General features: G+C 74.4%; 20 protein-coding genes. 8 read left to right on the top strand and 12 right to left on the bottom strand.

Translation table 11 applies throughout. The features are described 5' to 3' along the window. Nucleotide 1: 1 nt before the first annotated feature. The 7 genes from ACZ6JT_RS10585 (at nucleotide 2) to ACZ6JT_RS10555 (ending at nucleotide 8,631) form a co-directional block, all read left to right on the top strand. Entirely contained in the window at nucleotides 2-1,864 is a 1,863-nt protein-coding gene (locus ACZ6JT_RS10585) for a GTPase (RefSeq protein ID WP_469209072.1), read from the top strand. Nucleotides 1,865-1,963: 99 nt separating this feature from the next. Next, the gene (locus ACZ6JT_RS10580; RefSeq protein ID WP_376616236.1) at nucleotides 1,964-2,371 is read left to right on the top strand and encodes a single-stranded DNA-binding protein; all 408 of its coding nucleotides are present in this window, start codon (nucleotides 1,964-1,966) and stop codon (nucleotides 2,369-2,371) included. Nucleotides 2,372-2,532: 161 nt separating this feature from the next. Next, on the top strand, nucleotides 2,533-3,720 hold the full coding sequence (locus tag ACZ6JT_RS10575) for a thioester domain-containing protein (RefSeq protein WP_469209071.1): 1,188 nt from the start codon (nucleotides 2,533-2,535) through the stop codon (nucleotides 3,718-3,720). Nucleotides 3,721-3,823: 103 nt separating this feature from the next. Then, nucleotides 3,824-5,311, top strand: coding sequence for a phosphatase PAP2 family protein (locus ACZ6JT_RS10570; protein ID WP_469209070.1), 1,488 nt, complete (start codon nucleotides 3,824-3,826; stop codon nucleotides 5,309-5,311). A gap of 377 nt (nucleotides 5,312-5,688) precedes the next feature. Continuing rightward, a complete protein-coding gene (gene ettA, locus ACZ6JT_RS10565; protein WP_469209069.1) occupies nucleotides 5,689-7,353 on the top strand; it encodes an energy-dependent translational throttle protein EttA in 1,665 nt (554 codons plus the stop codon). A gap of 10 nt (nucleotides 7,354-7,363) precedes the next feature. Continuing rightward, the gene (locus tag ACZ6JT_RS10560; RefSeq protein ID WP_385814567.1) at nucleotides 7,364-7,882 is read left to right on the top strand and encodes an acyl-CoA thioesterase; all 519 of its coding nucleotides are present in this window, start codon (nucleotides 7,364-7,366) and stop codon (nucleotides 7,880-7,882) included. After that, the gene (locus ACZ6JT_RS10555) at nucleotides 7,879-8,631 is read left to right on the top strand and encodes a DUF8010 domain-containing protein (protein ID WP_469209068.1); all 753 of its coding nucleotides are present in this window, start codon (nucleotides 7,879-7,881) and stop codon (nucleotides 8,629-8,631) included. The genes ACZ6JT_RS10560 and ACZ6JT_RS10555 overlap by 4 nt, the downstream gene beginning before the upstream one ends. Before the next feature lie 34 nt (nucleotides 8,632-8,665). On the opposite strand, the gene ACZ6JT_RS10550 is transcribed toward ACZ6JT_RS10555, so the two are convergent. Next, nucleotides 8,666-9,070 carry a globin gene (locus ACZ6JT_RS10550; protein ID WP_469209067.1) on the bottom strand — a complete coding sequence of 135 codons (405 nt, stop codon included), beginning with the start codon at nucleotides 9,068-9,070 and terminating at the stop codon, nucleotides 8,666-8,668. A gap of 113 nt (nucleotides 9,071-9,183) precedes the next feature. Here ACZ6JT_RS10550 and ACZ6JT_RS10545 point away from each other — a divergent pair, with 113 nt between their 5' ends. Then, on the top strand, nucleotides 9,184-10,173 hold the full coding sequence (locus tag ACZ6JT_RS10545) for a methyltransferase domain-containing protein (protein ID WP_469209066.1): 990 nt from the start codon (nucleotides 9,184-9,186) through the stop codon (nucleotides 10,171-10,173). Here the strand turns inward: ACZ6JT_RS10545 and ACZ6JT_RS10540 are convergent, their stop codons facing one another. From ACZ6JT_RS10540 to ACZ6JT_RS10490, 11 genes are all read right to left on the bottom strand, one after another. Then, on the bottom strand, nucleotides 10,174-11,229 hold the full coding sequence (locus ACZ6JT_RS10540) for an FHA domain-containing protein (RefSeq protein ID WP_469209065.1): 1,056 nt from the start codon (nucleotides 11,227-11,229) through the stop codon (nucleotides 10,174-10,176). Nucleotides 11,230-11,273: 44 nt separating this feature from the next. Beyond that, a complete protein-coding gene (locus ACZ6JT_RS10535) occupies nucleotides 11,274-12,599 on the bottom strand; it encodes a VWA domain-containing protein (RefSeq protein ID WP_469209064.1) in 1,326 nt (441 codons plus the stop codon). 33 nt (nucleotides 12,600-12,632) lie between these two features. Then, the gene (locus tag ACZ6JT_RS10530) at nucleotides 12,633-14,090 is read right to left on the bottom strand and encodes a PP2C family protein-serine/threonine phosphatase (RefSeq protein WP_469209063.1); all 1,458 of its coding nucleotides are present in this window, start codon (nucleotides 14,088-14,090) and stop codon (nucleotides 12,633-12,635) included. A gap of 132 nt (nucleotides 14,091-14,222) precedes the next feature. Continuing rightward, nucleotides 14,223-17,324 (bottom strand): tetratricopeptide repeat protein, encoded by a 3,102-nt coding sequence (locus tag ACZ6JT_RS10525; protein ID WP_469209062.1) that lies wholly within the window; start codon nucleotides 17,322-17,324, stop codon nucleotides 14,223-14,225. Further along, entirely contained in the window at nucleotides 17,321-18,610 is a 1,290-nt protein-coding gene (locus tag ACZ6JT_RS10520) for a coiled-coil domain-containing protein (protein ID WP_469209624.1), read from the bottom strand. The genes ACZ6JT_RS10525 and ACZ6JT_RS10520 overlap by 4 nt, the downstream gene beginning before the upstream one ends. Before the next feature lie 128 nt (nucleotides 18,611-18,738). After that, complete coding sequence (locus tag ACZ6JT_RS10515) at nucleotides 18,739-19,743, bottom strand: glutamate ABC transporter substrate-binding protein (protein WP_469209622.1); 1,005 nt, start codon at nucleotides 19,741-19,743, stop codon at nucleotides 18,739-18,741. 113 nt (nucleotides 19,744-19,856) lie between these two features. Further along, nucleotides 19,857-21,242: a hypothetical protein gene (locus ACZ6JT_RS10510; protein ID WP_469209061.1), complete on the bottom strand. Its 1,386-nt coding sequence runs from the start codon at nucleotides 21,240-21,242 to the stop codon at nucleotides 19,857-19,859. A gap of 207 nt (nucleotides 21,243-21,449) precedes the next feature. Further along, on the bottom strand, nucleotides 21,450-22,445 hold the full coding sequence (locus ACZ6JT_RS10505) for an N-acetylglucosamine kinase (RefSeq protein WP_469209060.1): 996 nt from the start codon (nucleotides 22,443-22,445) through the stop codon (nucleotides 21,450-21,452). Further along, nucleotides 22,436-23,701 (bottom strand): 6-phospho-beta-glucosidase, encoded by a 1,266-nt coding sequence (locus ACZ6JT_RS10500; RefSeq protein ID WP_469209059.1) that lies wholly within the window; start codon nucleotides 23,699-23,701, stop codon nucleotides 22,436-22,438. Before ACZ6JT_RS10500 ends, ACZ6JT_RS10505 begins: the two co-directional genes overlap by 10 nt. A gap of 5 nt (nucleotides 23,702-23,706) precedes the next feature. Continuing rightward, on the bottom strand, nucleotides 23,707-24,546 hold the full coding sequence (locus ACZ6JT_RS10495) for a carbohydrate ABC transporter permease (RefSeq protein WP_469209058.1): 840 nt from the start codon (nucleotides 24,544-24,546) through the stop codon (nucleotides 23,707-23,709). Continuing rightward, nucleotides 24,543-25,493, bottom strand: a complete 951-nt coding sequence (locus tag ACZ6JT_RS10490; RefSeq protein WP_469209057.1) for a carbohydrate ABC transporter permease — start codon at nucleotides 25,491-25,493, stop codon at nucleotides 24,543-24,545. The genes ACZ6JT_RS10495 and ACZ6JT_RS10490 overlap by 4 nt, the downstream gene beginning before the upstream one ends. Nucleotide 25,494: the final 1 nt, after the last annotated feature.

Below are 25,494 nucleotides of genomic sequence, written 5' to 3'. Positions count from 1 at the left end.
GGTGACCGCCCTGACCGACCGCACCGACGACCGCTGGGACGACGGACTCATCGCGCGCTCGCGCCCCCGGGCCGCCGGCGGGATCGAGGAGGGCGGGGCCGACGGAGCCGACGGGTCCGAAGAGGACGACATCGGCGACGACGCGCTCGTACGCGCCGTCTCCGGCGCCGGCAGCGACGGCGGCAAGTCGCCCGCGCCCCCGCTCAGCCCCGAGGCACAGGCCCTGCGGCTGCGCCTCGACGCGCTGCGCCAGCTCGTCGGGCTGTCGCGCACCAGGCTCGACGGCAAGACCCTCGCCGAGGCCGGGCGGGTCCTCGACGAGGCGGCCGCGCGCCGCGGACTCTCCCCGCAGCACACGGTCGTCGCCATCGCCGGAGCCACCGGAAGCGGCAAGTCCACACTCTTCAATTCACTCGCCGGGGTGCAGATCTCCGAGACCGGTCTGCGCCGCCCGACGACCGCGGCGCCCATCGCGTGCAGCTGGTCGGACGGGGCCGCCGGACTGCTGGACCGCCTGGAGATCCCGGGACGGCTGCGCCGCCGCCCCCGCGAGACCCCGGAGGCGGAGGCACTGCGCGGCATGGTCCTCGTCGACCTGCCCGACCTGGACTCGGCGGTCGGCGCGCACCGGGACCACGTCGACCGCGTCCTGGCGCTGGTCGACGCCGTGGTGTGGGTGGTGGACCCGGAGAAGTACGCGGACGCCGTCCTGCACGAGCGGTACCTGCGGCCGCTGGCCGGGCACGCGGAGGTGACCTTCGTCGTGCTGAACCAGGTGGACCGGCTGCCCGGCGAGGCGGCCGACCTCGTACTGGACGACCTGCGCCGGCTCCTCGACGACGACGGCATCGCGCTCGGCGAGCACGGCGAGCCCGGCGCCACGGTCCTCGGGCTCTCCGCACTGACCGGGGAGGGCGTGGGGGAACTGCGCGAACTCCTCGGACAGTTCACCCAGGAGAGGGGCGCCGCCACCCGGCGGATCTCCGCCGACGTCGACCGCGCGGCCGTGCGCCTGCGACCGCTCTACGTCGCCGACGGGCACTCGGGGCCGGAGATCGGCGAGGCGGCGCGCGCCGAGTTCGAGGACCGCCTCGCCGAGGCGGTCGGGGCGTACGCGGCCGGACTCGCCGCCGAGCGCGCCTGGCGGCGCAACGCGGGCAAGGCCTGCGGGACGCCCTGGCTGCGGCTGTGGCGGTGGTACGAGAGCCGGCGCGCCCCGCGCTCCCTGGCGGGCCTGGCCGCGCTCGCGGCGATCGGCAGCCGCGGCCAGACGGTCGCGCAGGCGCCGGTCGAGGCGGAGGTGACCGCACGTCAGCGGGTGGAACAGGCCGTACGGGCGGTTGCCGACGAGGCGGTGACCGGCCTGCCCGAACCGTGGGCGCAGGCGGTCCGCGAGACCGCCGTGCGCGGCGCCGACGGGCTCCCGGAGGCGCTCGACGAGATCGCGGTGACGCTCGGGGCGGCGGTCGCGGTGCCCACCGCCAAACCGCCGCGGCCCACGTGGTGGCCGGCCGCCGTGCTGGGCCAGGCGGCGATGACGCTCGTGCAGATCTACGGCGGGCTGTGGCTGGTCGGGCAGATCGTCGGGGTCCTGGAGCCGAAGCTGCTGCCGCCGGTGCTGCTGATGGTGGCGGGCATCATCGGCGGGCCCCTCGTCGAATGGGCCTGCTCGATCGCCGCCCGGGGCCCGGCGCGCCGGTACGGGCAGGACGCGGAGCGCAGGCTGCGGCAGGCGGCGGCCGGATGCGGGCGGGCCCGGGTGCTGGAACCGGTGGCGGCGGAACTGCTGCGCTACCGGGAGGTGCGCGAGCAGTACGCCACCGTCGCCGCAGGGGGGAGCAGGTTGTCCACAACCCGCCAGTAATCCACAGGCCGGAGCGGGGATCGGCGGCCTGCCCCAGCATGGCTCGTAGCTCGTACGGATGGACCGCACGGGCACGGACGACGGGGGAGGGCGGCCGGGATGAACGACACCCAGGTGACGCTGGTGGGCTGCGTGGCCACGCAGGTCGACTACAAGGAGACGGTGAACGGTCCGTCGGCGCGCTTCCGCTTCGCGGTGACGCCGAGGTACTTCGACCGGCGCAAGGAGGCCTGGACGGACGGGGCCACCAGCTTCTACACCGTGTGGGCGCGGCGGGTGCTCGCCGTCAACCTCGCCGGTTCCGTATCGGTCGGCGAACCACTGGTCGTGCACGGGCGGCTGCGCGTGCGGGAGGACCCGCCCGACACCGACGGCAAGCGGTGGGTGTCCGCGGAGATCGACGCGACCGCCATCGGGCACGACCTGAACCGCGGCACGGCGGCCTTCCGGCGCGTGGTGCGAACGGATACTCCACTGATGGCCACTCAGAAGGCGGCGGTGGTCTGAGTGTTCGAGACGGTTAGGATTCCCCGGTACTCACGGGCACCTGGGTCTTTGGCCCGAAGGGGAAGACTGTGTCGATTGCCGTTCCCGCATCCTCCGCTCCTGAACCCGCCGCAGGCGCCGCGCCGCGCGCCGAAGCCGGCTCCGCGCCTCACTCCGCAGCCGTGCCCGCTCCTCTCGAACCTCCCGCCGCGCTACGGGGCTCCGCGCGCCGGCCGCTGGCGGTGGCCCTGCTGGCCGCGGCCCTCGCCGCCGCACCCGCCGCCCGGGCCGCCGCCGCCTCCGACCCGGTGGCGCCCCGGGCACCGGAGGGCGCGAGCGCCGTGCTGGACGGACTGAAGACGTACGGGCAGGCGGTCCTGCGCTCCGGGGACGGGTCGGTCCGGCAGATCCCGGCCGGGCTCTACGAGATGCGGGTCGACGGCGGCGGGATGCTCCAGACGTACGGGGTCGGCGTGGCGGGCAACGCCCAGCCGCAGTCCCGTTACACCGAGAGCGGCTGGGCCGGCAGCCCGCTCGCCGGCAACCGGGAGGCGGGCCGGATCCGCTGGGTCCTGGAGCACTCCTACCCGCAGCTGAACGACCTGGCGGGGCTCGCCAAGGCGGCCGGTGCCGGGGCGCTCACTGCGGAGAGCGCGGCGGCCGGCACCCAGGTGGCGATCTGGCGGCTGGCGGACGGGGTGCAGGTCGAGGCCGCCGATCCGGCGGCGGAGAAGCTGGCCGACTACCTCCAGCGGGCGGCCGGGCAGCTGCCGGAGCCGCCGGCCTCGCTGGGGCTGGACCCCGGCGACGTGTCGGGACCGGTCGGCACCCGGCTCGGCCCGGTGACCGTGCGGACCGGGGCGCGGAGCGTGTCGGTCGTCCCGGACGCGGCGGCCGTCGCGATGGGGGTGCGGGTGGTGGACGCCGAAGGGGCGCCCGTGGACACCGCCGTCAACGGGAGCCGGTTGTACTTCGAGGTGCCCGCGGGCACCCCCGACGGCACGGCCTCGGTCACCGTCCACGGCGCGACCAAGGTGCCCGTCGGGCGGGTCTTCACCGGTGAGGTGCCCGCGCAGGCTCAGATCGTGGCGGGCTCCAGCGAGTCCGCGGCCGCCGCCACGGCCACGGCGCTGTGGCCGCCGGCCCCGGTGGCCGAGGCCGGCACCGCCTCCGGCTCGGACGCGGTGGCGCTGGGCGCGCCGTCGGCGGCCGTGCCGACGACCTCCCCGGACGAGGAGCGGCTGGCGACGAGCGGCAGCTCGGCGGCCACCCCGGTCATCGCCTCCCTGGCGGTGGGCCTGGTGGTCCTGGGCGGTCTGGTGGTCCTGCTGCTGCGCAAGCGCCCGCTGGACGAGGAGGACGGGGCGTAGCCCGTCGCGGGCCCGGAAGGGTGCCCGCAGGGCATGTCGGGGCCGCTGGGCCGGGTGGCCGCCGGGGCGGATTCGGATCTCCCGCCCCGGGTATGGGCAGGAAATGGCTGATCAGGAACTGACCTTGCGGGGCGCCGTCGCCCGATGGGACCGGCAGTTGTTCGACGTGGTGGCCCGCCGGCACTGGCCCGGGGCGGACCGGGTGCTGCCCCGGCTCGGGCGGGCCGCGAACCACGGCGTGCTGTGGGGCGGGGCCGCCGCCGCGATCGCCGTCTTCGGCTCGGCCAAGGGCCGCAAGGCCGCCGGGCGCGCGGTCGCCTCGCTCGCACTGGCCTCCGCGACCATCAACACCCTCGGCAAGTGGTCCGTACGCCGGCCGCGCCCGCTGCTCGACGGGGTGCCCGCCGTGCGGCAGCTGGCGACGCAGCCGCAGACCACCTCCTTCCCGTCCGGGCACGCGGCGTCGGCGTTCGCCTTCACCGCGGGGCTGGCGCTGGAGTCCCCGGGCTTGGCGGCAGCGCTGGCCCCCGTGGCCGCGTCGGTGGCGTTCTCCCGCGTCTACACCGGGGTGCACTACCCCTCCGACGTGCTCGTGGGCGCGGCGCTGGGGGTGGCCGCGGCCGGAGTCGTACGCCGCCTCGCGCGGGACGTCCAGGAGGCGCGGGTGGTGCCGGGCGACGAACGGGCGGCCGCCGGGGCGCCCGCGCTGCCCGACGGGGCCGGGCTGACCGTGGTGGTCAACACCGCGTCGGGAACGGCCGCCGAGGCGGGGCTCGACCTGCTGCGCACCCGGCTCCCCAAAGCCGAGGTGATCGAGTGCACGGGCGAGGAGCTGGTCCCCGCCCTGACGGAGGCGGCCGGGCGGGCCGCCGTGCTCGGGGTCTGCGGCGGCGACGGCACGATCAACGCGGCCGCCACCGCCGCCCTGCGCGCCGGGGTACCGCTGGCCGTGTTCCCCGGCGGCACGCTCAACCACTTCGCGATGGACCTCGGCCTCGTCGGCACCGACGACACCTGCCGCGCCGTGGCCGACGGGCACGCCGTCCGCGTCGGCGTGGGCCGCTTCTCCCCCGGCCCCGGGGAAGGCCCGGCGGCGGAGCCCGGATACTTCCTGAACAACTTCAGCATCGGCGCCTACCCGGAGCTGCTGGGCCACCGGCTGCGCTGGGGCCCGCGCATCGGCGGCGGCCCCGCCGCGCTCCTGGCGGCCTGGCGGGTACTGCGCGCCCAGCGGCCCGTACGGCTGCGGCTCGCCGGGCGGCCCCGCAGCGTGTGGCTGCTCTTCGCGGGCAACGGCACCTACCACGGCACCGGCCCTACTCCCCGCCGCCGTGACAGCCTCGCCGAGGGCCTGCTCGACCTCCGGATCGTCTACGGCGGCGGCCGCCCCGGCCCCCGCCTCCTCGCCGCCGCCCTCGCGGGCCCCCTCAGCCGCTCCCCGGTCCACACCGCCACCCGCCTGCGCAGCCTTCGCATCGGCGACATCCCCCCGGGCACCCCCTTCGCCTACGACGGCGAATACGCCGAAGCCCCCACGGCCCTGGTCCTCGACGAACTCACGGAAGCCCTCACGGTCTACCGCCCCCGCTGACCCCGCCCCGGGTCCTCGCGGCCGGGGCAGCGGTGACGGGGCGAGGGCGAGCCCGACCGCGGAAACGAGCGGGATGTGGGCCGGCCCGCACGTGGCCCTGCCGGGCAAGCGGATTCCCCGGAGGTGGCCGCCACGCCCGTCACCTGCGAGAACGGGACCGCGAGGGACTGCCGCCGGGCCGTCCCCCGGGCCGTCCCCGGGCCGGCGGAGGGGGCCCGAGGAGGGCCAAAGACGACCAACGACGGCCACGACCGTCACGTCTCCCTCGTCCCGGTGCGCAGATCAGGGCGCCGGAACCATACGCGTTTCCCCCGGGGTATGGACGCCTGGCAAGATGGGGTGTATCTGCCCACCATCGATCTGCCGGACGGTTTCTCTTGGCTGAGTTCATCTACACCATGCGCAAGACGCGCAAGGCGCACGGCGACAAGGTGATTCTTGATGACGTCACCCTGAACTTCCTGCCCGGGGCGAAGATCGGTGTGGTCGGCCCGAACGGTGCCGGTAAGTCCACCGTTCTGAAGATCATGGCGGGCCTGGAGCAGCCGTCCAACGGCGACGCCTTCCTGTCGCCCGGCTTCACCGTCGGCATCCTCATGCAGGAGCCCAAGCTCGACGAGTCCAAGACCGTCCTGGAGAACGTCCAGGACGGCGCGGCCGAGACCATGGCGAAGCTCAAGCGCTTCAACGAGGTCGCCGAGCTGATGGGCGTCGAGTACACCGACGCCCTCATGGACGAGATGGGCAAGCTCCAGGACGACCTGGACCACTCCAACGCCTGGGACCTCGACGCCCAGCTGGAGCAGGCCATGGACGCGCTGGGCTGCCCGCCCGGCGACTGGCCCGTCACCAACCTCTCCGGTGGCGAGAAGCGCCGCGTCGCGCTGTGCAAGCTGCTGATCGAGGCCCCGGACCTGCTCCTCCTCGACGAGCCCACCAACCACCTCGACGCCGAGTCGGTGAACTGGCTGGAGCAGCACCTTTCGCAGTACAAGGGTGCCGTCGTCGCCGTCACCCACGACCGCTACTTCCTGAACAACGTCGCCGAGTGGATCCTCGAGCTCGACCGCGGCCGCGCCCACCCCTACGAGGGCAACTACTCCACGTACCTGGAGAAGAAGGCCACCCGCCTCAAGGTCGAGGGCCGCAAGGACGAGAAGCGCCAGAAGCGCCTCAAGGAAGAGCTGGAGTGGGTCCGCTCCAACGCCAAGGGCCGCCAGACCAAGTCCAAGGCGCGTCTCGCCCGCTACGAGGAGATGGCCGCCGAGGCGGACAAGATGCGGAAGCTGGACTTCGAGGAGATCCAGATCCCGCCGGGCCCGCGTCTGGGCTCGATCGTGGTCGAGGTCAACAACCTCTCCAAGGCGTTCGGTGACAAGGTCCTCATCGACGACCTGTCCTTCACGCTGCCGCGCAACGGCATCGTCGGCATCATCGGTCCGAACGGCGCCGGCAAGACCACGCTCTTCAAGATGATCCAGGGTCTGGAGGCGCCGGACTCCGGCTCCGTCAAGATCGGCGAGACCGTCAAGATCTCGTACGTCGACCAGAGCCGCGCCAACATCGACCCCAAGAAGACCCTCTGGGCGGTCGTGTCGGACGAGCTGGACTACATCAACGTGGGCCAGGTCGAGATGCCGTCCCGCGCGTACGTCAGCGCCTTCGGCTTCAAGGGCCCGGACCAGCAGAAGCCGGCCGGCGTCCTCTCCGGTGGTGAGCGCAACCGCCTCAACCTGGCGCTGACGCTCAAGGAGGGCGGCAACCTGCTGCTCCTCGACGAGCCCACCAACGACCTCGACGTCGAGACGCTCTCCTCCCTGGAGAACGCCCTGCTCGAGTTCCCCGGTGCCGCCGTGGTCATCTCCCACGACCGCTGGTTCCTCGACCGGGTCGCCACGCACATCCTGGCGTACGAGGGCGAGTCCAAGTGGTACTGGTTCGAGGGCAACTTCGAGTCGTACGAGAAGAACAAGGTCGAGCGTCTCGGCGTGGACGCCACCCGCCCGCACCGTGCCACCTACAAGAAGCTCACCCGAGGCTGAGGTAGCCGTCATGGCCAGACACCACTACCGGTGCCCCCTGCGCTGGGCGGACATGGATGCCTTCGGGCACGTCAACAACGTCGTCTTCCTCCGTTACCTGGAGGAGGCGCGGATCGACTTCATGTTCCGCCTCGCGCCGGGGGAGGGCAGCGAATCCTTCACGGGCGGCTCCGTCGTGGCCCGTCACGAGATCGACTACAAGCTGCCCCTCGTGCACCGTCACGAGCCGGTCCTCATCGAGTCCTGGGTGACCCGGATCGGCGCCGCGTCCCTGACCATCCGCTACGAGGTCAAGGACGAGGCGACCGAGGACGCGCCCGAGACGGTCTACGTGCGCGCCGAGACCGTGGTCGTGCCCTACGACCTCGCCGCGGGGCGGCCCCGCCGCATCACGGCCGAGGAGAGGCGCTTCCTGGAGGAGTACCTCGACGAGCCCGTGGCCGCGTCGGCGGGTGCGTCCGCTTCCGCTTCTTCCTCCGCGTCCGCCTCCGCTTCCGGCGCCCGCCGGGAAGGACGCCTCGCGGCATGAACGAGCAGCTGCGCTTCGCCGACTCCGGGGAGGCGGCGGACCTCGCCGCCTTCCTGGGCCGGCTGGTGCACTACGACCGCGCCGCCGCCGTCCGCCTCCTGGGGGCCCCTCCCACGCCGAAGGCTGTGGGGGAGGGCGGCGGTGCGCTCGGCGTCTTCGGACGGCCGCCGACCTTCGAGGTCCTGGCCATCCGGACGGTGCGGCTCGCCGTGCCCGTCGCCACCCCGCTCGACCTGACCGTGTCCGCCGGCGAGCTCCTGGAGTCCGTGGACGAGGCCTCGGCCGCGGCCACCGTGCCCGGGCCGGTCACCGGACCGCCCTGGACCGGGGTGCTCCCGCCCCGCGGCGGCTGGCGGCAGCTGCCGGGGCTGCCCGGCCCCCGGGAGATGGGCGCGGCCGTGGCGGCCGCCGTCGCCGAGTTCCGCGCCCGCGACGAGGCCCTGCCCGCGCAGCACCGGACCCGGTCCGAGCGCGACCGGATCGGCCGCGAGATCTGGTCCCGCACCCTGGGCGACACCGAACTCCCGCTGCGCGTCGTCCACGCCGCGCAGTCCCTGGGCTTCCTGCGGCCGGTCCGGGCCGCCGTGCCCGCCTCCGCGGCCCCCGTGCCCGCCGCCGAAGCCGCCGACGCCGTCGCGCTGCTCGCCGCCGGGAGCTGGCTGCGACTGCGCACCCCGTACGGCTCCGTCGCCACCCGCCGCCCCGGCGCCATGGGCGGCCTGGGCGCCCTGCAGGTCCGCCCGCTCTGACCGCCGGCCCCGCGGCCCGGCCGGGGGCCAGGCCCTAGCCCGCCGTGTTGATCATCGACGCGGCGGCGTACGTCAGGTACTTCCACAGCTGCGCCTCGTGCTCCGGCGCCAGGCCCAGCTCGTCCACCGCGACCCGCATGTGCCTCAGCCAGGCGTCGTGCGCCGCCGCGTCCACCCGGAACGGCGCGTGCCGCATCCGCAGGCGCGGGTGCCCGCGGTGCTGGCTGTAGGTGGTCGGCCCGCCCCAGTACTGCATCAGGAACAGCGTGAACCGTTCCTCGGCGGGGCCCAGGTCCTCCTCCGGGTACATCGGGCGCAGCAGCGGGTCCTCCGCGACCCCCTCGTAGAAGCGCCGGACGAGGCGGCGGAAGGTGTCCTCGCCGCCCACCTGCTCGTAAAAGGTCTGCTCCTGGACCGTGCCCCGCGGAATCTCATTCACCCGACCATCGTCTCAGACACCCGGACGGAGGACCGGGGTCCTAGGACTCTTCGACGGCGGCCGGCAGCGGCCGCGCGTTCGCACGCGAAGGCCGTGCGCAGGACAGTGGAGGCATGGGCGCACACACCGCACGCACCGGGACGCGCGATCTGCGTGAGACCGCGCACGCCGCCCAGGTGCGGGAGCTGACCGCCGCCGGGGTGCTGGAGGACCCGCTCTGGCGGGCGGCGTTCGCCGCCGTGCCCCGGCACGTCTTCGTCCCCTACTTCTGGACCGGCCGCGGCGCCGGCCATGAGCGGCTCTGGGCCGAGGACCCCGACCCCGAACGCCGGGCCCGCTGGCTGCGCGGAGTCTACGTCGACACCCCGCTGGCGACCCGGCTGCGCGACGGCCGGCTGGTCTCCTCCAGCAGCCAGCCCTCCCTGATGGCGAAGATGCTGCACGCCCTCGACGTGCGCGACGGCGACGACGTCCTGGAGATCGGCGCGGGCACCGGCTACAACGCGGCCCTGCTCTGCCACCGGCTCGGCGACGAGCACGTCACCACCGTGGACCTGGACGAGGAGATCACCGACTCCGCGCGGGCGCACCTGGCCCGGCTCGGCTACCACCCGGCCGTGGTCACCGGGGACGGCGCGCGCGGCTGCCCCGCCCGGGCCCCCTTCGACCGGATCATGGTGACCTGCACGCTGCCGCTGATCCCGCACGCCTGGCTCGGCCAGTGCCGGCCGGGCGCGCGGATCCTGGCCCCGCTGTCGACCGGGCTGATCGCCCTCACGGTGCGGGACGCCGATTTCGCGGAGGGCCGCTTCCTGCACACCTCGGCGTACTTCGTCCCGCTGCGCGGAGCCACCGCCTCGCCGCCGCCCGAGCCGGGCGGGACGGCGTACGGGCTCCCGTACGAGCTGGTGGAGAACGAGCGGTTGCAGTTCATGCTGGTGCTGACCGCGGGCGTACTGCACCCCCGCGAGGCCCTGGACCTGTGGCGCAGCGAGGGCCGTCCGGCCCGCGAGCGCTTCGGCGTCTCGGTGGGCCCGGAGGGCCAGTGGTCCTGGCTCGACGATCCCCAGGGGCCCTACGTGTGGCCCCTGGGGGAGGCGTGATCAGCCGCGGCGGATCGTGATCGTGGTCCAGGCGCCCACGTGGACGCGGTCGCCGTCGGCGAGCGGGACCGGGACGTACGGCTGGATCGGCTCCTCGCCGCCGTTGATGGTGGTGCCGTTGGTGGAGTTCTGGTCCACCACCGCCCAGCTGAGGTCGGGCTGCTGCACGAGGACCGCGTGCTGGTGGGAGACGCCCGGGTCCTCCGGGGGCACCGACAGGTCGATGTCGGGGGACTCGCCCGTGGAGGCGCGGCGGCGGCCGATCGTGATCTGGCCGCCGGAGAGCGGAAGGTGCTGCTCCGGGGAGTAGGCGGGCAGGTTGAGCCCGGCCGCCTCGGGACCGCTGCGCTGCATCATGGCCATGAAGTACGAGCGGTCGGGGCCGACCGTGGCGGACCAGGCGCCGCCCTGCGGCGGGAACGACTGGTGCTGCTGGGGCGGAGGCTGCTGCTGGTACTGCTGCTGCGGCGGGGCCTGCTGCTGGTACTCCTGCTGGTACTCCCGCTGCGGCGGCGGCGGGGGCTGCTGCTGGTACTGGGGCTGCGCGGGCTGCTGGTACTCCCGCGGCTGCTCGTGCGCGGGCGGCGGCAGCAGCCAGTCGTCCTCGCGCTGGAGGGGCTCGGCCGGCCGGTTGACCCGGGACGGCCGCGAGCCCTGGTACTCGAAGTGGTCCTGGGAGTAGTTCCCGGGAGCGGGCACGGGCGGCGGAGGCGTACCACCGGGACCGGGACCGGGACCCGGACCGGCGGCCGAACCGGGGCCGACGCCCGCACCCGTCGGCTGCGGGCCCGCGTCCGGCGCCGGCGGCGCGTACGAGGTCGCCGAACGGGTCAGGAAGTTGTACCGGCACTCCTCGCAGAACGGGGCCATGGCCTCCCGCGGGGTCCGGCACTGGGGGCAGAGCTCGGCCTGGGCGGTCGGCTCACCGGCGGTCGGGGGGAAACCGTAGCCGTAGGAGGGCACCGGGGGAGGCCCCTCCGGGGCACCCATGCGGTGGCCGCAGACCTCGCACCAGTCGTCGGAGGCGGACTGGTGCCCGTTCGGGCAGGTCGGCATGGCGGCGCTTCCCCCTTCATCTCCCTGCGTCTGCACGTCAGGTCTCAGGATTTCTTCACTCGGACGGTCTGCGTCGATCGCGTTTCGAGAGTCATCTCGTCGGCATCGGCGACCCTGGCTTTCAGCCGCACAGTACCCGCCACGGCGTCCACGACATCCACCACCTTCGCCAGGAGCTTGGCTGTGTCGGCGTTCCCGGAGGCGCTCGCCAGTTGTACGGCGCGTCCCAGTTTGGCCGTGGCCCCATCGACATCCCCCAGTTTGCGGGCTTCCAGGCCCTGTTGAATAGCCTGCGCCAGCTCCGCCTGTCCGGTGTAGTGGGCGACCTGCGGGCTGATGGCGGTGGACGCGGCCAGATCGGTCGTCCACACCGCGCGCACCAGGCCCTGGGCGAGCACGGTCTCGGACCCGCCCGCCGCTCCCGGCAGAACGAGCGTCGCGCGGGCGGCGAGCATCTCCTGGCCGACGGCCGCCCCCGGGACGCGCACGCACACGTGGTACTCGCGGGACTCGTCGCCCCACGAGCCGGTCGGGTAGTCGCCGGCGCGCGGGCCCGCCGCGACGCGGCGCTCGGTCAGGTCCTGCACGGCGGGCGCGACCTGCTTCACGTACTGGATCTCCGCACCGACCGGGGTCCACAGGCGCAGGGCGACGTCCGCGACCTCCTTGCCCATGACGTTCTCCATCATGCGCGTGAAGTCCTCGGTCAGGTGCGCCGGGTCGGCGACGATGTCGGCGGAGCCGAGCAGCGCGCTCGCGATGCCCGTGACCTCCTTGACCTCCCAGTCGGTGCCCACCCCGCGGGCGTCGCAGGTGAAGCGGCCCGCGCAGGCGTCGAGGGTGGCCCGGAGCACGGCCGGCTCCTCGTGCTCGTTGCGGCCGTCGGTGAGCAGGATGCCGTGCCGGATGACGGCCGTCGAGCCGCGCAGCAGGCCGTCGGCGAGCCGCAGCCAGGTGCCGATGGCGGTGCCGCCGCCGGAGCTGAGCCCGCGCAGGGCCTCCTTGGCCTGGGCCCGGGTCGTCGGGTCGGCGATGGCGAGGCGGCCCTGGCCCGGGTAGACCTCCTTGGCCACGTGCGTACCGGCGATCACGGCGAAGGCGGTGCCGTCGCGCAGGGTGTCGACGGCCGCCGCCGTGGCCTCGCGGGCGCCCCGCATCTTCTCCGGCGGGTACTCCATGGACCCCGAGCAGTCGACCATGATCACGACGGCGGCCGTGCCGTCGGCGGCCGCCGCCCGGGTGGCCGCGGCGCCACCGGTGGCGGTGACCGTGACGATGGCGTGGACGTCCCGCCCGCCCTCGGGGAGGAACTCGTTCTGGTACACCTCCACGGTGAAGCGCGGGGCGCTCGGCTTGGCGAAATTCGCCATCGGTGGGACTCCTGGGGGGCTCGGGCAGGCGGGTCAGACCTGCGGGCGCGCTTCCGCTTCCGGTTCCGGTCGTGCTGCCGGGCCCGGCTCCGCATCGGGTCCCGGTTGCTGCTCGGGGTGCGTCGCGAACGGCACCACGGCCACGGTGACGTTGTCGTGGCCGCCGCCGTCGAGGGCGTGCCCCACCAGGACCTGCGCGCTGTGCAGCGGGCGGGTCGCGGCGTCGGCGGGCAGCACCTGGGCCATCTCCCGTGCGGACTCCGCGTAGTTCCACAGTCCGTCGGTGCAGACCACCACCACCCCGGGGTGGTCGGGCTTGAAGGTCGCGGTGTGCGGTTCGAGGTCGTACGCGTCGGCCCCCAGCCAGCCGGTGATGGCGTGCGCGCGGACGTCCGCGTAGGCCTCGGCCTCGCCCATCAGACCGGCGGCGACCATCTGCGCCGCCCACGAGTCGTCCTCGGTGAGCCGGCGGGGCAGCGCGGCACGGTCGTCGGGCACCCAGTACGCACGGCTGTCGCCCACCCAGCCGATGGTCAGCAGACCGCCGCTGACGACCGCGCCCACCAGGGTGCAGGCGGGCGCGTTCTGCGCGCCCGGGGTCTGCGGGGCCAGGGCGTTCACCGCGGCGGCGGCGGCCAGGATCGCCTCGTGCATGGCCTCCTGCGGATGGGCGCCGCGCGGCAGCGCCTCCAGCAGCGCCTCGTTGGCGGCGCCGGCCGCGGCGGCCGAGGCCTCGTCGGGGCGGCTCGCGGAGGAGACGCCGTCGCAGACGATGGCCACGGTGGCGGCGGACCCGTCGGGCAGGGCGGTGGCCGCCACGGCGAAGGAGTCCTCGTTGCGGTGGTGGCGCAGCCCCCGGTCACTGACGGCGGCGACGCTCCCGAGCTCCTCTTCGAGGTGGTCCCGCTCCCGGGGCTGGGCGTGCCCGCAGTGCTCGCAGTACCCGTCGGTGTCCACGTGCCCGGCCCGGCAGGCCACGCAGGTCCTGCCGCCGGCCGCCGCACCCGGCGGGGAGGCGCTTTCGTAGGGCGCCGCCTCGTAGGGGGCTGTCTCGTACGGGGCCTCGCCCGACCCCCAGGGCGTCTCCGGGGGCGTGCCGGGGCCGCCGCCGGGCCGGTCGTGGCGGGTCTCTGGTCCGTCCGCGGCGCTGCCGCGGGGCGAGCCGACGTGCCCCTGCTCCTGGGCGGGCCCGGGGGCGTACGGGCCGTCGCCCGATCCCCACGCGGTCCCCTCCGGGGGCGTGCCGGGGCCGTACGTGCCCTGGTGGCCCGGGCTCCCGTACGCGGCCCCGGCCGGGCCCGGGTGCGGCAGGAGCCCGGGCTCCGCCGTCGCGGCGCTCCAGCCGGCCGGCTCGTCGACGAGCGTCGGCGCGGCCGCGGCCACGCTGCCCCAGCCGGGCGCCGGTTCGGCGGCGCCGTCGTGGTGCGCGCCGGGCGCCGGGGTCCCGTAGCCGCCCGCGGGGGCGGTCGGCGGGGCCGGTGGGATGGGCAAGGTCGGCTGGTCCGCGGACGCAGCCGGGGGAGGGGAGGTCACGGCGTAGCCGCAGACGCCGCAGAAACGGTCACCCTCCTCCAGGGGTTCCGCGCAGCTGGGGCAGCCCGACAGCCGATGCATCGACATCACTCACACCCACGTCCGGGGACGGAAACGGTTTGCCCGCTCCACCAGTTCGATCCTCTCCTCGCCACGCCGCGCAAGCCGTGCGAGGACGCGGTACGAGCGCTCCAGTCCGAAGCGCAGGCCCCGCTCGTCCAGTTGACTGCCGAGCAGCGAGGTCCGGCCGGGGTCGGAACCCCGGCTTCCCGACAGTACCCAGTCCAGGGCCGAGCCCAGAACCTCCGTCGCGAGCCGCTCCTGCCGCTCCGGATCCAGCCCGAACCGCCGCAGGGCCTCCACCTGGTCGGCTGCCGCCGCCAGATCGGCCAACAGCGGCTCCTGCGGGGACCGGTCGTGCAGACGTGCGCGTACCGCCGCCACCCGGGCGGCGGTGTAGTGGATGGACGCCTCCGGTACGGACTCCAGCGTCCGCACGGCTCCTTCCCGGTCACCGGCGGCCAGCTGGACCCGGGCCAGCCCGAAGGCCGCGCTCACGAACCCCGGGTCGGTGATCCACACGAGCCGGTAGTACTCGGCGGCGTTGTCCAGCTGCCCCAGCACCTCCGCGCACAGCCCGAGGGCCAGCTTCGGCGCGGGCTCGCCCGGGAAGGCGTCGTAGATCGCGTCGAAGGACAGCGCCGCGATCTCGTTGTCACCGGTGGCCAGCGAGGCGATGCCGCGGGCCCACACCACCCGCCAGTCGTCCGGATGCCCGGCCTCCAGCTCCGCCAGGGTGCGCCCGGCCGACGACAGCTCGCCCAGCTCCAGCCGGGCCCGCAGCTCGCGCAGCCGCAGCTCGGCCGAGTCGGCGGGCGCCGCCGCCAGCGCGCCCAGCAGGTCACCCGGCGCGGAGGCCAGCAGACCCGTCAGGAAACCGGCGTTCGGATCGCCCGCGTCCACCAGCGGCACCGGCAACGCCAGCGCCGTGTCGCGGGCGTCCAGGGTGGTCGCTCCCGCCGGGGCCGCGGCCGCGATGGGAGCGGCCGGGGACGCCGGGGCCGCTGCGGGCCCCTGGTCCGGCGCCTGCCGGGCCCGCGGCACGGCCGCCCCGGCCACGTGCGTGGCGGTGGTCCCGAGCGCGGGGACCGGAGCCCCGGCCGGCCCGGACGCGGGCGTCCCGGACCCGGGCGTCCCGCCGAAGGGTGCGCCCGCCCACGGGCCGGCGCCCCCGGCGGACGACGCCGAGGCCGGGCCGCCCACCGCTCCGGGCGCCTGCGTCCCCGTACCGGCCGGGCCGCCGGCGTGCGGCTGCCCCCAGGGGCCGGCCGGGAGGGCACCCGAGCCGTACGGGGTCACGCCCGCGGGCGGGGAGACTCCCCCCGGCGGGGTGCCGGGCAGAGCGGCCCGGCTGCCCGCGGGCACGGCCGTCCCGCCGTGCGACGGTCCCCACGGGCCGGAGGTACCGGCGGGCGCCGCCCCGGGCAGGGGCGTCGCGCCCGGCCGCGTGCCGTCGGGGAGCTCGTGGCCCCGCGCCCCGGCGGGGAGGGCCGCGCCGCCCGGCGCGTGCGCTCCCGCGGGACGGGCCGGGCGGCGGCCGAGGATCCCGAGCAGCCCGCCACCCCGCCGGGAGGCGAGCGGCCGCCCGCCCAGCCGGGACACGACCGTGCCCGGGGCGTCCGCGAACAGCTGCGTGTCCGGAACGCGCAGCTCCGGGCCGAAGAGGGTCGACAGCTGAGGCCGCGGCCGGCCCGTCTGGAGCGCCACCACCTCGCGCAGCACGCCCGTCAGCTGGTCCGCCATCTCCTGCGCGGAGGAGAACCGCCGACCCGGGTCGGGGTCGGTCGCCCGGACGAGCAGCCGGTAGAAGGACTCGTACCGTCTGAACACCTCGATGTGCTCCGGGTCCGGCAGCGAATCCGCGAACACGTTGGTGTAGCCCTGGAAGTCGAAGGTCAGGACCGCCAGCGTCCGCGCCACCGTGTAGAGGTCGGAGGCCACCGACGGGCCCAGCTCCGCGACCTCCGGAGCCTGGTAGCCCACCGTGCCGTAGATGGCCGACTCCTCGTCGTCCATCCGGCGCACCGCGCCCATGTCGATCAGCTTCAGCTGGTCCTGCTGCTGGATCGCGTTGTCGACCTTGAAGTCGCAGTACAGGAGGTTCCTGCTGTGCAGGTGGCCCAGCGCCTCCAGCGCCTCGATCCCGTACGCGCACGCCTGTTCCACCGGCAGCGGATCGCGCCGCCCGTCCGGCCGCCGCCGCTCGTTCGCGATCTCCTTCAGCGACTTGCCGCCGACGTACTCCATGACGATGTACCCGTCCAGCGAACCGGTCCGCTGGTCCAGGTGCTCCACGAAGTTGTAGATCCGCACGATGTTCGAGTGCTCGATCTCCGCGAGGAAGCGCCGCTCCGATATCGCCGCCTCCATCGCGTCCTGGTCGCCCGTGTCGAGCAGGCCCTTCAGGACCACCCACCGGTCCGCGACCGCCCGGTCCACCGCCAGATACACCCAGCCGAGACCGCCGTGCGCGAGGCAGCCCGCCACCTCGTACTGGCCGCGCACCACATCGCCCGGGTTCAGCTTGGGCACGAAGGAGTACGGGTGCCCGCACTTCGTGCAGAACCCTTCCGTCCGGCCCGGCCGGTCCCCGCGGGAGCGGCCCACCGGGGCCCCGCAGTCCGAGCGCGAGCAGAACCGCTTGCGCTCCGGCACCTCCGGGTTCTCCAGGACTGCCGCCGAAGGATCAGGACGCGGCACCTCCGGAACGTTGACCAGCCCCGCTCCCAGCCGGCTGCGCCCCGAGGACGCCGCCGAGCCCGAACTGCGCACCGACACCGACCGGGTGGACGCCGTCCCCGACAGGGACCGCGACAGCCGCCCCGACACCGAGCGACGGGAGGACGAGGACCGGGAGGAGCGGGCCGAGGCCGAGGACCGCGCCGAGCCGTGCGAACCGTGCGAGCCCTGGGACCCCATCGACCCACGAGACCCACGGGACCCGTCGGATCCCGGTGAACCCCGGGCCGCGCTCGTCATCCCCGTCGGGGGCGACACCAGGTCGTCCGCCCCCGCCGCGACCGAGCCGATCGGCGCCAGCCCGCACGTGTCGCAGTACAGCTCGCCGCCGCCCATGTCCTCGTACGTCCCCGGGCAGTCGGGGCGAACGCACGCGGTTCCGACCAGACTCATGCGTCCTCCTTCCCCGGCCCCTCGGGCCGGACCTGCTCGGGTCGATGATCTTCGCGCCTCGCCTGCTGCGGCACCAGCGACTCCGCCGCCGCCTGCTGATAACGCAGGACGGCCTGCTCCGCCGCCCGCAGATCGCAGGGCGCGCTCCACAGCATCCGGCGGGCCGCGTCGTACCGCTCGACCAGCAGCGGATCCTCCGCCATCCCGTGGCGGGCCACCTTCGCCTTGTACGCGTCGAGCCGCCCCCGCAGCTCGGCCCGCACCGCCAGGGGCGCCGTCACAGCCGTCAACGACTCACGGGCCCGTCGCAGTTCTTCCTCGGCCCGCACCTCCAGGGACTCCAGCAGCGGCGAGAGCCGGTGCCAGCGCGACTGACGCCGGTGCTCGGCCGCCGCCGCCAGCTGCTCCTGCAGCACCGTCGGCGGCCCGCTCACCGCCGGCACCTCGGACGCGGCGATCTTCGCCAGCACCTCACCGCGCGCCGTCCGCGCCTCCGCCAGCGTCCGGTCCGCCCGCGAGAGCACGTCCCGCAGGCTGATCAGCCGCTGCTCGGCGTCCTGCCGCACGTCCAGCACCGCCTCGACCTCCCGGCGTACGTCCTCCAGCGCGAGCGCCGCCCGGTCGTAGCGCGCGGTGTCCGGACGGCCGCCGCCCGGCGCCGAACTCCCCGCCGCCGGCAGCCAGAACGCCAGCGGGTCGGCGATCACCTGCGCCCGCAGCTCCACCAGCTCGGCCGTGATGTCCTCCAGGTCGTCGCCCGCCGGGTGCTCGCCCGGCCGCACCCCCACCGAGTGGGCCAGCGAGCGCGTGCGGTGCAGCTCCGCGGCCAGCAGGTCGATCCGGGCGGGGAGCGCCGACCACACCGCGTCCGCGGCGACCACCACGTCCAGCGAACGCGCGTACAGATCGTTCATCCGCGCCACCAGCTCCGCGAGCGAGAGCCGCTCCGCCAGCGCGACACCCTCCGCCGCCGCCCCCGCGATCAGCACCCCCGGCCCGCGCAGCCGCTCCGTCAGCTCGATCAGGTCCTCGCGGTTCGGCCAGCGGCGCCGCTCCCGGACCTCCCGGGCAGCCGCCAGGGCCCCGCTGTAGGCGTCGAAGTACGTCCACAGCCGCGTGATGTCCGCGTCGGCGGCCGTCCACCGGTCCTTGGTGACCCCGGTCAGCGCGGCGCCCTCCAGCAGCCGGCGCCCCGCGTGGTCCTGGAGGGCGAGCAGCGAGGTCTCGACGGCCTCGTGCTCCGCGCCCAGCCTGGCCAGGGCGCGGTCGACGCCGTCCCGGTCCATCACTGCCGAACCCGCCTCCACCGACTGTGCCTCCGTTTCCGCTGCCGCCTCCGTGTCCCTCTCCGCGTGTTCCGCGTGTTCCGCGTCCGGTCCCGTACCCGGTCCCGTGCCCGAAACCGCCACCGGCCTCAGCCGTCCCGGTACTTGGGGGCGGGCGGCGCGGACACGCCGGGCAGCACCGGCTGGAGGTGCTTGAGGTACGCCTTCATCCAGGGGCTGTCCTGGCCGCCCGCGCGGTAGTTCTCCAGCACCTTGTTGACCCGGCGGACCAGGTCCGAGGCGTCCTTGTTCATCGCCACACCGTAGAACTCCCGGGTGAAGGGCGAGCCCACCAGCTGCACCGAGGGGTCCTGCGCGGCCTGCCCGGCCGCCAGGGCGTTGTCCGTGATGATGCCGTCGACCTCGCCCAGCTGGAGCCGGACCAGGCAGTCCAGCTGGTTGGCCACGGTGACCGGGACCGAACCGTACGACTGCGACTTCAGCGCCGCCTCCGCCGTGGAACCCGCCGCGAAGCAGATCCGCTTGTCCTTCAGCGAGGTGTCGTAGCCGGTGATCGCCGAACCCCTGGGCGCCAGCACCTGCTGCCCGGCCTCGAAGTACGCCGTCGAGAAGGCCACGTCCTCCAGCCGCTTGCAGTTGATGGTCATGGTCCGCACGACGATGTCGACACGGCCCTCCTGGAGGGCCGGGATGCGCTGACTCGTCGGGATGGCCCGGTAGATCACCGCGTTCTCGTCGCCCAGGATGTCCCGGGCGATGGCCTTGACCAGGTCGATGTCGAAGCCGTCGAGGCGGCTGCCCTCCGCGGTCTGGTTGCGGTAGCCCCAGCGGAAGCTGTTCTGGTCGACACCGGCCACGAGCTTGCCCGCCGCCTTGATCCGCGCGATGGCGGCGCCGTCCACGTCCGACGGGCGCAGGCTCGCCTCCGGGTCCTGGCAGGTGTCGGTCGGGGACCACGGCGCGGCCGGGGCCACCGCCATCGAGGCAGGCCCCCGGCCCGCCGGCCCGCCGGTGTCGGGCGTCGCGTGGGCCAGCGGCAGCAGCACGACCGCGGCCGTCACCGCACAGGCGACGGCCATCGCGCTCACACCGCCCCAGCCGCGCAGCCGGCCCGCGGCCCGCCTCGGCCGCATGCCGGACCCGGCGCCGCCTGCGGACCCGGCGCCCTCGTGCGCCGCCCGGCCCTGGTGGCTCCCGTACCCCTCGTGACCTTCGGCGGTCCGCCTCGCTCGTATCCGCATCGCGTTCACCTGTACTCCGAAAGCCTGCGCCCGATACCGAGCACCGCCGCCGCCGCGCCGATGACCACCAGGGCGGCCGCACCCGTCACCAGACCGCCCAGCGCGCCGAGCCCGTCCCGCGCGGCCCGGGTGAACTCCCGCTGCTCGTGCGCCACGGCCTGGTCCAGGGAGGCGTCCACCGTGTCGAAGGCGGCGCCGCTGCTCTCCTTGTGCCTCTCGTCCCCGACGACCTGGGGCAGCGCGGCTTCGTAGTCGCCCTTCAAGTCCGCCTCCCGGGCCGCCGAGTGCCGCTGCTTCCACTGCGCCACGCCGTCCACCGCGCGGCTCACCGGGCTCCGGCCGGCCTCGTCGTCGGCCAGCCGCAGCGCGGTCGCCAGCCCGGCGTCCAGCTGCTTCATGTTGTTCGTGAAGTCCACGTCGTACTTGTCGGACTTCTTGTCCTCCGCCAGTACGGCGCCCCGCGCGATCAGGGTCAGGTTCTCACCGGCCCGCGCCTGCAAGGAGGCGATCCGCGCGTCGTTGAGCACCTTCATCGACTCCTGCCCGTCCGCCCGCGCTTCACTCAGCGAGGAACGCGCCACCGTGTGTCCCACGGCCAGCCACAGCAGCACCACCACCGACGCGGCCGTCGCGGCCAGCAGCCCGTGGTTGAAGACCCGGTTCGTGTGCCGGTAGTTGCGCCGCTGCGCCCACACCAGGGCCGCCACCGCGAGCAGGCCCGCACCGAGCGAGGCCAGCGGCCAGGACCGGGCGTCGTCGTAGTCCTCGTAGAGCCGGCCGGTCTCGGCCTCGTACAGCCGCTGCGCGGCGGGCAGCAGCTGGGTGGTCATCTGCTCGTTGGCGTACCGGAGGTAGGCGCCGCCCAGCGGCAGCCCCTGCCGGTTGGTGGCCCGGGCCTGCTCGACCAGACCGGTGTAGCGCGGCAACTGCTCGCTCAGCAGGGCGATCTGCTCGCGGGAGTCCTCGTTGCCGCCGGTGTTGGCGGCCGCGCTCACCAGCAGCTTGGAGGCGTTGGCGATGTCCCTCTCGTACCGCTGGCGCACCTCGCGCGGTTCCCGGGCGCCCAGCAGGAAGCCACTGGAGGAGGTCGTGTCGGCGTCGGCCAGGGAACGGTAGATGCTCGCCGCGTCCGCGCTCAGCGGCTGGCTGCGGCCCACCACGTCGTCGGCGGCCGTGGTCCGCTCGGAGATCTCCCAGACGCTCACCGTGCCGAACAGCACGATCAGGGCGGCCAGTGCGGCGCCGATGATCCGCAGCCGGCCCGGCTCGGTGGTCGCCGCCTCGCGCAGCCGCTCCACGCCCTCGGCCCAGGCGGTGCTCCGCCCGGGCGGCCCGTCGGGCGGCACGGCAACGCCGCCCCCGGGCGCGGGCGCGCGTGATGTGATCGTCACCGTGACCTCCCCCTCGGTCCTGTCGTCCCCCGGCCAACGGCGGGAGGCACCCCCTGCGCAGCAGTATGGACGTAGTGCCGGCCGACCACAGCACCCGGTGCTGCATCCGGGACGATCCCTCCCCCTGACCGCCCTGCGCCACCCCTTCACCGTCATTACGCCCGCACGAGCGCCACGGTTCCAGACCGGCGGCCGTCCGGGTTGGATTCAGCCGAAATGGGCGCGGAGTTTTCCGTAGGCGGGGGGTGGGGAGCCGAGGGCGTCCAGGCCCAGGAGGGCGGCGCCCAGGACCGGTCGGGCCGTGACCACGTGGACGCGGGCGTGCGGGGCGCGTTCGGCGAGGCGCTCGGTGACCCGGTCGTTCAGCTGCGGGTGCCGCGCCGCCAGGACGCTGCCGCCCAGGACCACCGGCACCTCCTCGTGCAGCAGGCCCAGGCGGTCCAGGGCCACCGAGGCCATGGCCACGATCTCGTCCGCCTGCCGGTGCACCAGCGAGAGGGCGACCGGGTCCCCGGCGGCGGCCACCGCGAACAGCACCGGGGCCAGTTCGTGCCGCCACCCCGCCGGGATCCGGCCCAGGTGCAGCGCCTCGATCAGCGCGGCCATCGAGTCGTCGCCCAGGTGCGCGGGCAGCGCCCGGGCCAGTTCCGTCGGCTCGCCCCGCCCGTCCTCGGCCCGGGCCGCGAACCACATGGCCTCCTCGGCCAGTCCGCCCCCGCCGCCCCAGTCGCCGGAGATCCGCCCGATCGCGGGGAAGCGCGCGGTCCGCCCGTCGGGGGTCATCCCGACGCAGTTGATGCCGGCCCCGCACACCACCGCGACGCCGCGCGCTTCGGCGCCCACGGGCAGGCCGGCGCGCAGCAGGGCGAAGGTGTCGTTGCGCACCTGCGTCACGCGCCCCCAGTTGCGGCGCCCGATCTCGCGCGCCAGCTCCCGCTCCTCCAGCGGGAAGTCCGCGTTGGCCAGGCAGGCCGACACGTGTTCGGCGCAGGGCCCGAGGCCGCGTCCCTCCCGGTGGTCCAGTCCGGCGTCGGCCATCGCCTCGGCCAGTACGTCGACGGCCGCGGCCACCCCCGTACGGGACGGCTGGAAGCCGCCGGCCTGCCCGGAGCACAGCACCGAGCCGTCCGGGCCGAGCAGGGCCACGTCCGTCTTGCTGTTGCCCGCGTCGATCGCCAGGACGGAACAGGGGTTCACGCCCATGGCAGGTGCTCCTTGTTGTGCGCGAGCAGGCGGTCGGTCAGTCCCTCGGCCAGCTCGTACCGGCCGACCAGCGGGTGGGCGAGCAGGGCCTTGAAGACCCGTTCGCGCCCGCCGCGCAGCGCCGCGTCCAGTGCGAGGTCCTCGTACGCGCTCACGTGCGAGACCAGCCCGGCGTAGAGCGGGTCCAGCCGCGGGGCCGGCAGCGGCCGGGGGCCCGAGGCGTCGACGCGCGCCTGCACCTCGACGACCGCGTCGTCGGGGAGGAAGGGCAGGGTGCCGTGGTTGTACGTGTTGACGACCTGGAGGGCCGGGCCGCCGTCGCCCAGCAGCGAGGCGGCCAGGTCCACGGCGGCCTCCGAGTAGAAGGCGCCGCCCCGCTTGGCCAGCAGCGCCGGCTTCTCGTCCAGCGCGGGATCCCCGTACAGGGCGAGCAGTTCCCGCTCCATCGCGGCGACCTCGGCGGCCCGGGAGGGCTTCGTGCCGAGTTCCCGTACGACCTCGTCGTGGGCGTAGAAGTAGCGCAGGTAGTACGAGGGCACGACGCCGAGCCGGTCCAGCACGGCCCGCGGCAGGCGCAGGTCCGCGGCGATCGCCTGCCCGTGCGCGGCGAGCAGGCCCGGCAGCAGGTCCTCGCCGTCCGGGCCGCCGCGGCGCACGCCCAGTTCCCACGTGAGGTGGTTGAGGCCCACGTGGTCCAGGTGGATCTCGCCGGGGGCCAGGTCCAGCAGGGCCGCGAACTTGCGCTGGAGGCCGATGGCGACGTTGCACAGCCCGACGGCCTTGTGTCCGGCCTGCAGGAGGGCGCGGGTGACGATCCCGACCGGGTTGGTGAAGTCGATGATCCACGCGTTCGGGTTGGCCCGCCGGACCCGTTCGGCGATGTCGAGGACCACGGGGACCGTGCGCAGCGCCTTGGCGAGGCCGCCCGCGCCGGTGGTCTCCTGCCCGACGCAGCCGCATTCCAGCGGCCAGGTCTCGTCCTGGAGCCGGGCGGCCTGTCCGCCGACGCGCAGCTGGAGCAGGACGGCGTCGGCGCCGTCGACTCCCGCGTCGAGGTCGGCGGTGGTGGTGACCCGGCCCGGGTGTCCCTGCCGGGCGAGGATCCGCCGGGCGAGGCCGCCGATGAGTTCGAGGCGGTCGGTGGCCGGGTCGATCAGGACGAGTTCGGTGACCGGCAGGGTGTCGCGCAGCCGAGCGAAGCCGTCGATCAGTTCGGGGGTGTAGGTGGAACCGCCGCCCACCACTGCGAGTTTCATCGTCGTCAGCCTTTCACGCCGGTCAGGGTGACTCCCTCGACGAACGCCTTCTGGGCGAAGAAGAAGAGGACGATCACCGGGGCCATGACCAGCACGGTCGCTGCCATGGTCAGGTTCCAGTTGGTGTGGTGCGCGCCCTTGAAGGACTCCAGTCCGTAACTGAGGGTCCAGGCGGCCGGGTTGTCGGAGGCGTAGATCTGCGGGCCGAAGTAGTCGTTCCAGGCGCAGAAGAACTGGAAGAGCGCGACGGCGGCGATGCCGGGCCTGGCCATCGGCAGCACCACGCGCAGCAGGGTGCGGACCTCTCCGCAGCCGTCGACGCGGGCCGCGTCCAGGTACTCGTCGGGGATGGTCAGCAGGAACTGGCGGAGCAGGAAGATGGAGAAGGCGTCGCCGAAGGCCATGGGGACGATCAGGGGCCACAGGGTGCCGGACAGGTCGAGCTGCTTCGCCCAGAAGAGGTACATGGGGATGACGACCACCTGCGGCGGCAGCATCATCATGGCGATCACGAGCAGCAGCGAGAGCCGCCGCCAGCGGAAGCGGAACTTGGCGAGGGCGTAGGCGACGGGCACGGAGGAGACCACGGTCAACAGGGTGCCGAGTCCGGCGTACAGGAGGGTGTTGCGCCACCAGGTCAGGAAGCCGGGCGTGTGCCACACCGTGGCGTAGTTGTCCCATTCCCAGGTGTCGGGCCACAGGTCGCGGGTGAGTGCCTGGCGGTCGCCCATCAGGGAGGTGAGCAGGATGAAGACGAAGGGGAGGACGAAGAAGAGGGCCGCGGCCACGCCGAGCGCGTGGACGCCGATCCAGTGCAGTGCGGCCTTGCGCGCGTGCGCGTTCACTCGCCGGCTCCGATCAGTCCGCCACGGCGCCGCATCAGGAGCGCGGTGAAGGTCATGGAGAGGGCGAACAGGACGAGCGCGACGACACACGCCGTGCCGTAGTCGAAGCGCTGGAACCCCAGGTTGTAGACGAGCTGCGGGAGGGTGAGGGTGGACTTGTCGGGGTAGCCCGGTTCGAACTGCTGGCCGGAGCCGCCGATCACCCCGGCCGCGACCTTTCCGGCGACCAGCGGCTGGGCGTAGTACTGCATGGCCTGGATGACGCCGGTGACCACGGCGAAGGCGATGATCGGCGAGATGTTGGGCAGGGTGATGTGCCGGAACCGCGCCCAGGCCCCGGCCCCGTCGAGCTCGGCGGCCTCGTACTGCTCCTTCGGTACGTCGAGCAGTGCGGCCATGAAGATGACCATCAGGTCGCCCACCCCCCACAGGGCGAGGGCGGTGAGCGCGGGTTTGGACCAGTCGGCGTCGGTGAACCAGCCCGGGGTGGGCAGCCCCACGGCGTCGAGCAGGGTGTTGACGGGGCCGGTGCCGGGGTTGAGCAGGAAGACGAAGGCCAGGGTCGCGGCGACGGGCGGGGCCAGGTAGGGCAGGTAGAACAGGGTCCGGAAGATCCCGACCCCCGTCTTGATCTTGGTGACGAGCAGGCCGACGCCGAGGCCGAAGACGACCCGGCAGGTCACCATCACCACCACGAGCCACAGGGTGTTGCGCATCGCCGGCCAGAACAGCGGATAGTCGGTGAAGACGTAGCTCCAGTTGTCCGTGCCGTTGGGTGCGGGCGGGCGGAAGCCGTCGTACCGGGTGAAGGAGAAGTACAGGGTGGACAGCAGGGGGTAGGCGAAGAAGACCGCGAACCCGATGAGCCAGGGGGACATGAAGGCCGCGGTCCGCAGGGCGGAGCGGCGGCGCTTCGACCGCAGGGTGGGGTGGGTCGTCCGGTTCATG

This window comes from Streptomyces sp. NPDC046308 (assembly GCF_055588065.1).
The sequence above is the reverse complement of the archived record's forward strand: the minus strand, read 5'-3'. Positions and strand labels throughout refer to the sequence as shown.

Bases quoted from the DNA above. Each gene is read 5' to 3' on its own strand.
- ACZ6JT_RS10580 (WP_376616236.1), top strand. From the start codon at position 1,964: ATGAACGACACCCAGGTGACGCTGGTGGGCTGCGTGGCCACGCAGGTC.
- ACZ6JT_RS10570 (WP_469209070.1), top strand. From the start codon at position 3,824: ATGGCTGATCAGGAACTGACCTTGCGGGGCGCCGTCGCCCGATGGGAC.
- ACZ6JT_RS10560 (WP_385814567.1), top strand. From the start codon at position 7,364: ATGGCCAGACACCACTACCGGTGCCCCCTGCGCTGGGCGGACATGGAT.
- ACZ6JT_RS10555 (WP_469209068.1), top strand. From the start codon at position 7,879: ATGAACGAGCAGCTGCGCTTCGCCGACTCCGGGGAGGCGGCGGACCTC.
- ACZ6JT_RS10545 (WP_469209066.1), top strand. From the start codon at position 9,184: ATGGGCGCACACACCGCACGCACCGGGACGCGCGATCTGCGTGAGACC.
- ACZ6JT_RS10540 (WP_469209065.1), bottom strand. From the start codon at position 11,229: ATGCCGACCTGCCCGAACGGGCACCAGTCCGCCTCCGACGACTGGTGC.
- ACZ6JT_RS10535 (WP_469209064.1), bottom strand. From the start codon at position 12,599: ATGGCGAATTTCGCCAAGCCGAGCGCCCCGCGCTTCACCGTGGAGGTG.
- ACZ6JT_RS10525 (WP_469209062.1), bottom strand. From the start codon at position 17,324: ATGAGTCTGGTCGGAACCGCGTGCGTTCGCCCCGACTGCCCGGGGACG.
- ACZ6JT_RS10520 (WP_469209624.1), bottom strand. From the start codon at position 18,610: ATGGACCGGGACGGCGTCGACCGCGCCCTGGCCAGGCTGGGCGCGGAG.
- ACZ6JT_RS10515 (WP_469209622.1), bottom strand. From the start codon at position 19,743: ATGCGGCCGAGGCGGGCCGCGGGCCGGCTGCGCGGCTGGGGCGGTGTG.
- ACZ6JT_RS10505 (WP_469209060.1), bottom strand. From the start codon at position 22,445: ATGGGCGTGAACCCCTGTTCCGTCCTGGCGATCGACGCGGGCAACAGC.
- ACZ6JT_RS10500 (WP_469209059.1), bottom strand. From the start codon at position 23,701: ATGAAACTCGCAGTGGTGGGCGGCGGTTCCACCTACACCCCCGAACTG.
- ACZ6JT_RS10490 (WP_469209057.1), bottom strand. From the start codon at position 25,493: ATGAACCGGACGACCCACCCCACCCTGCGGTCGAAGCGCCGCCGCTCC.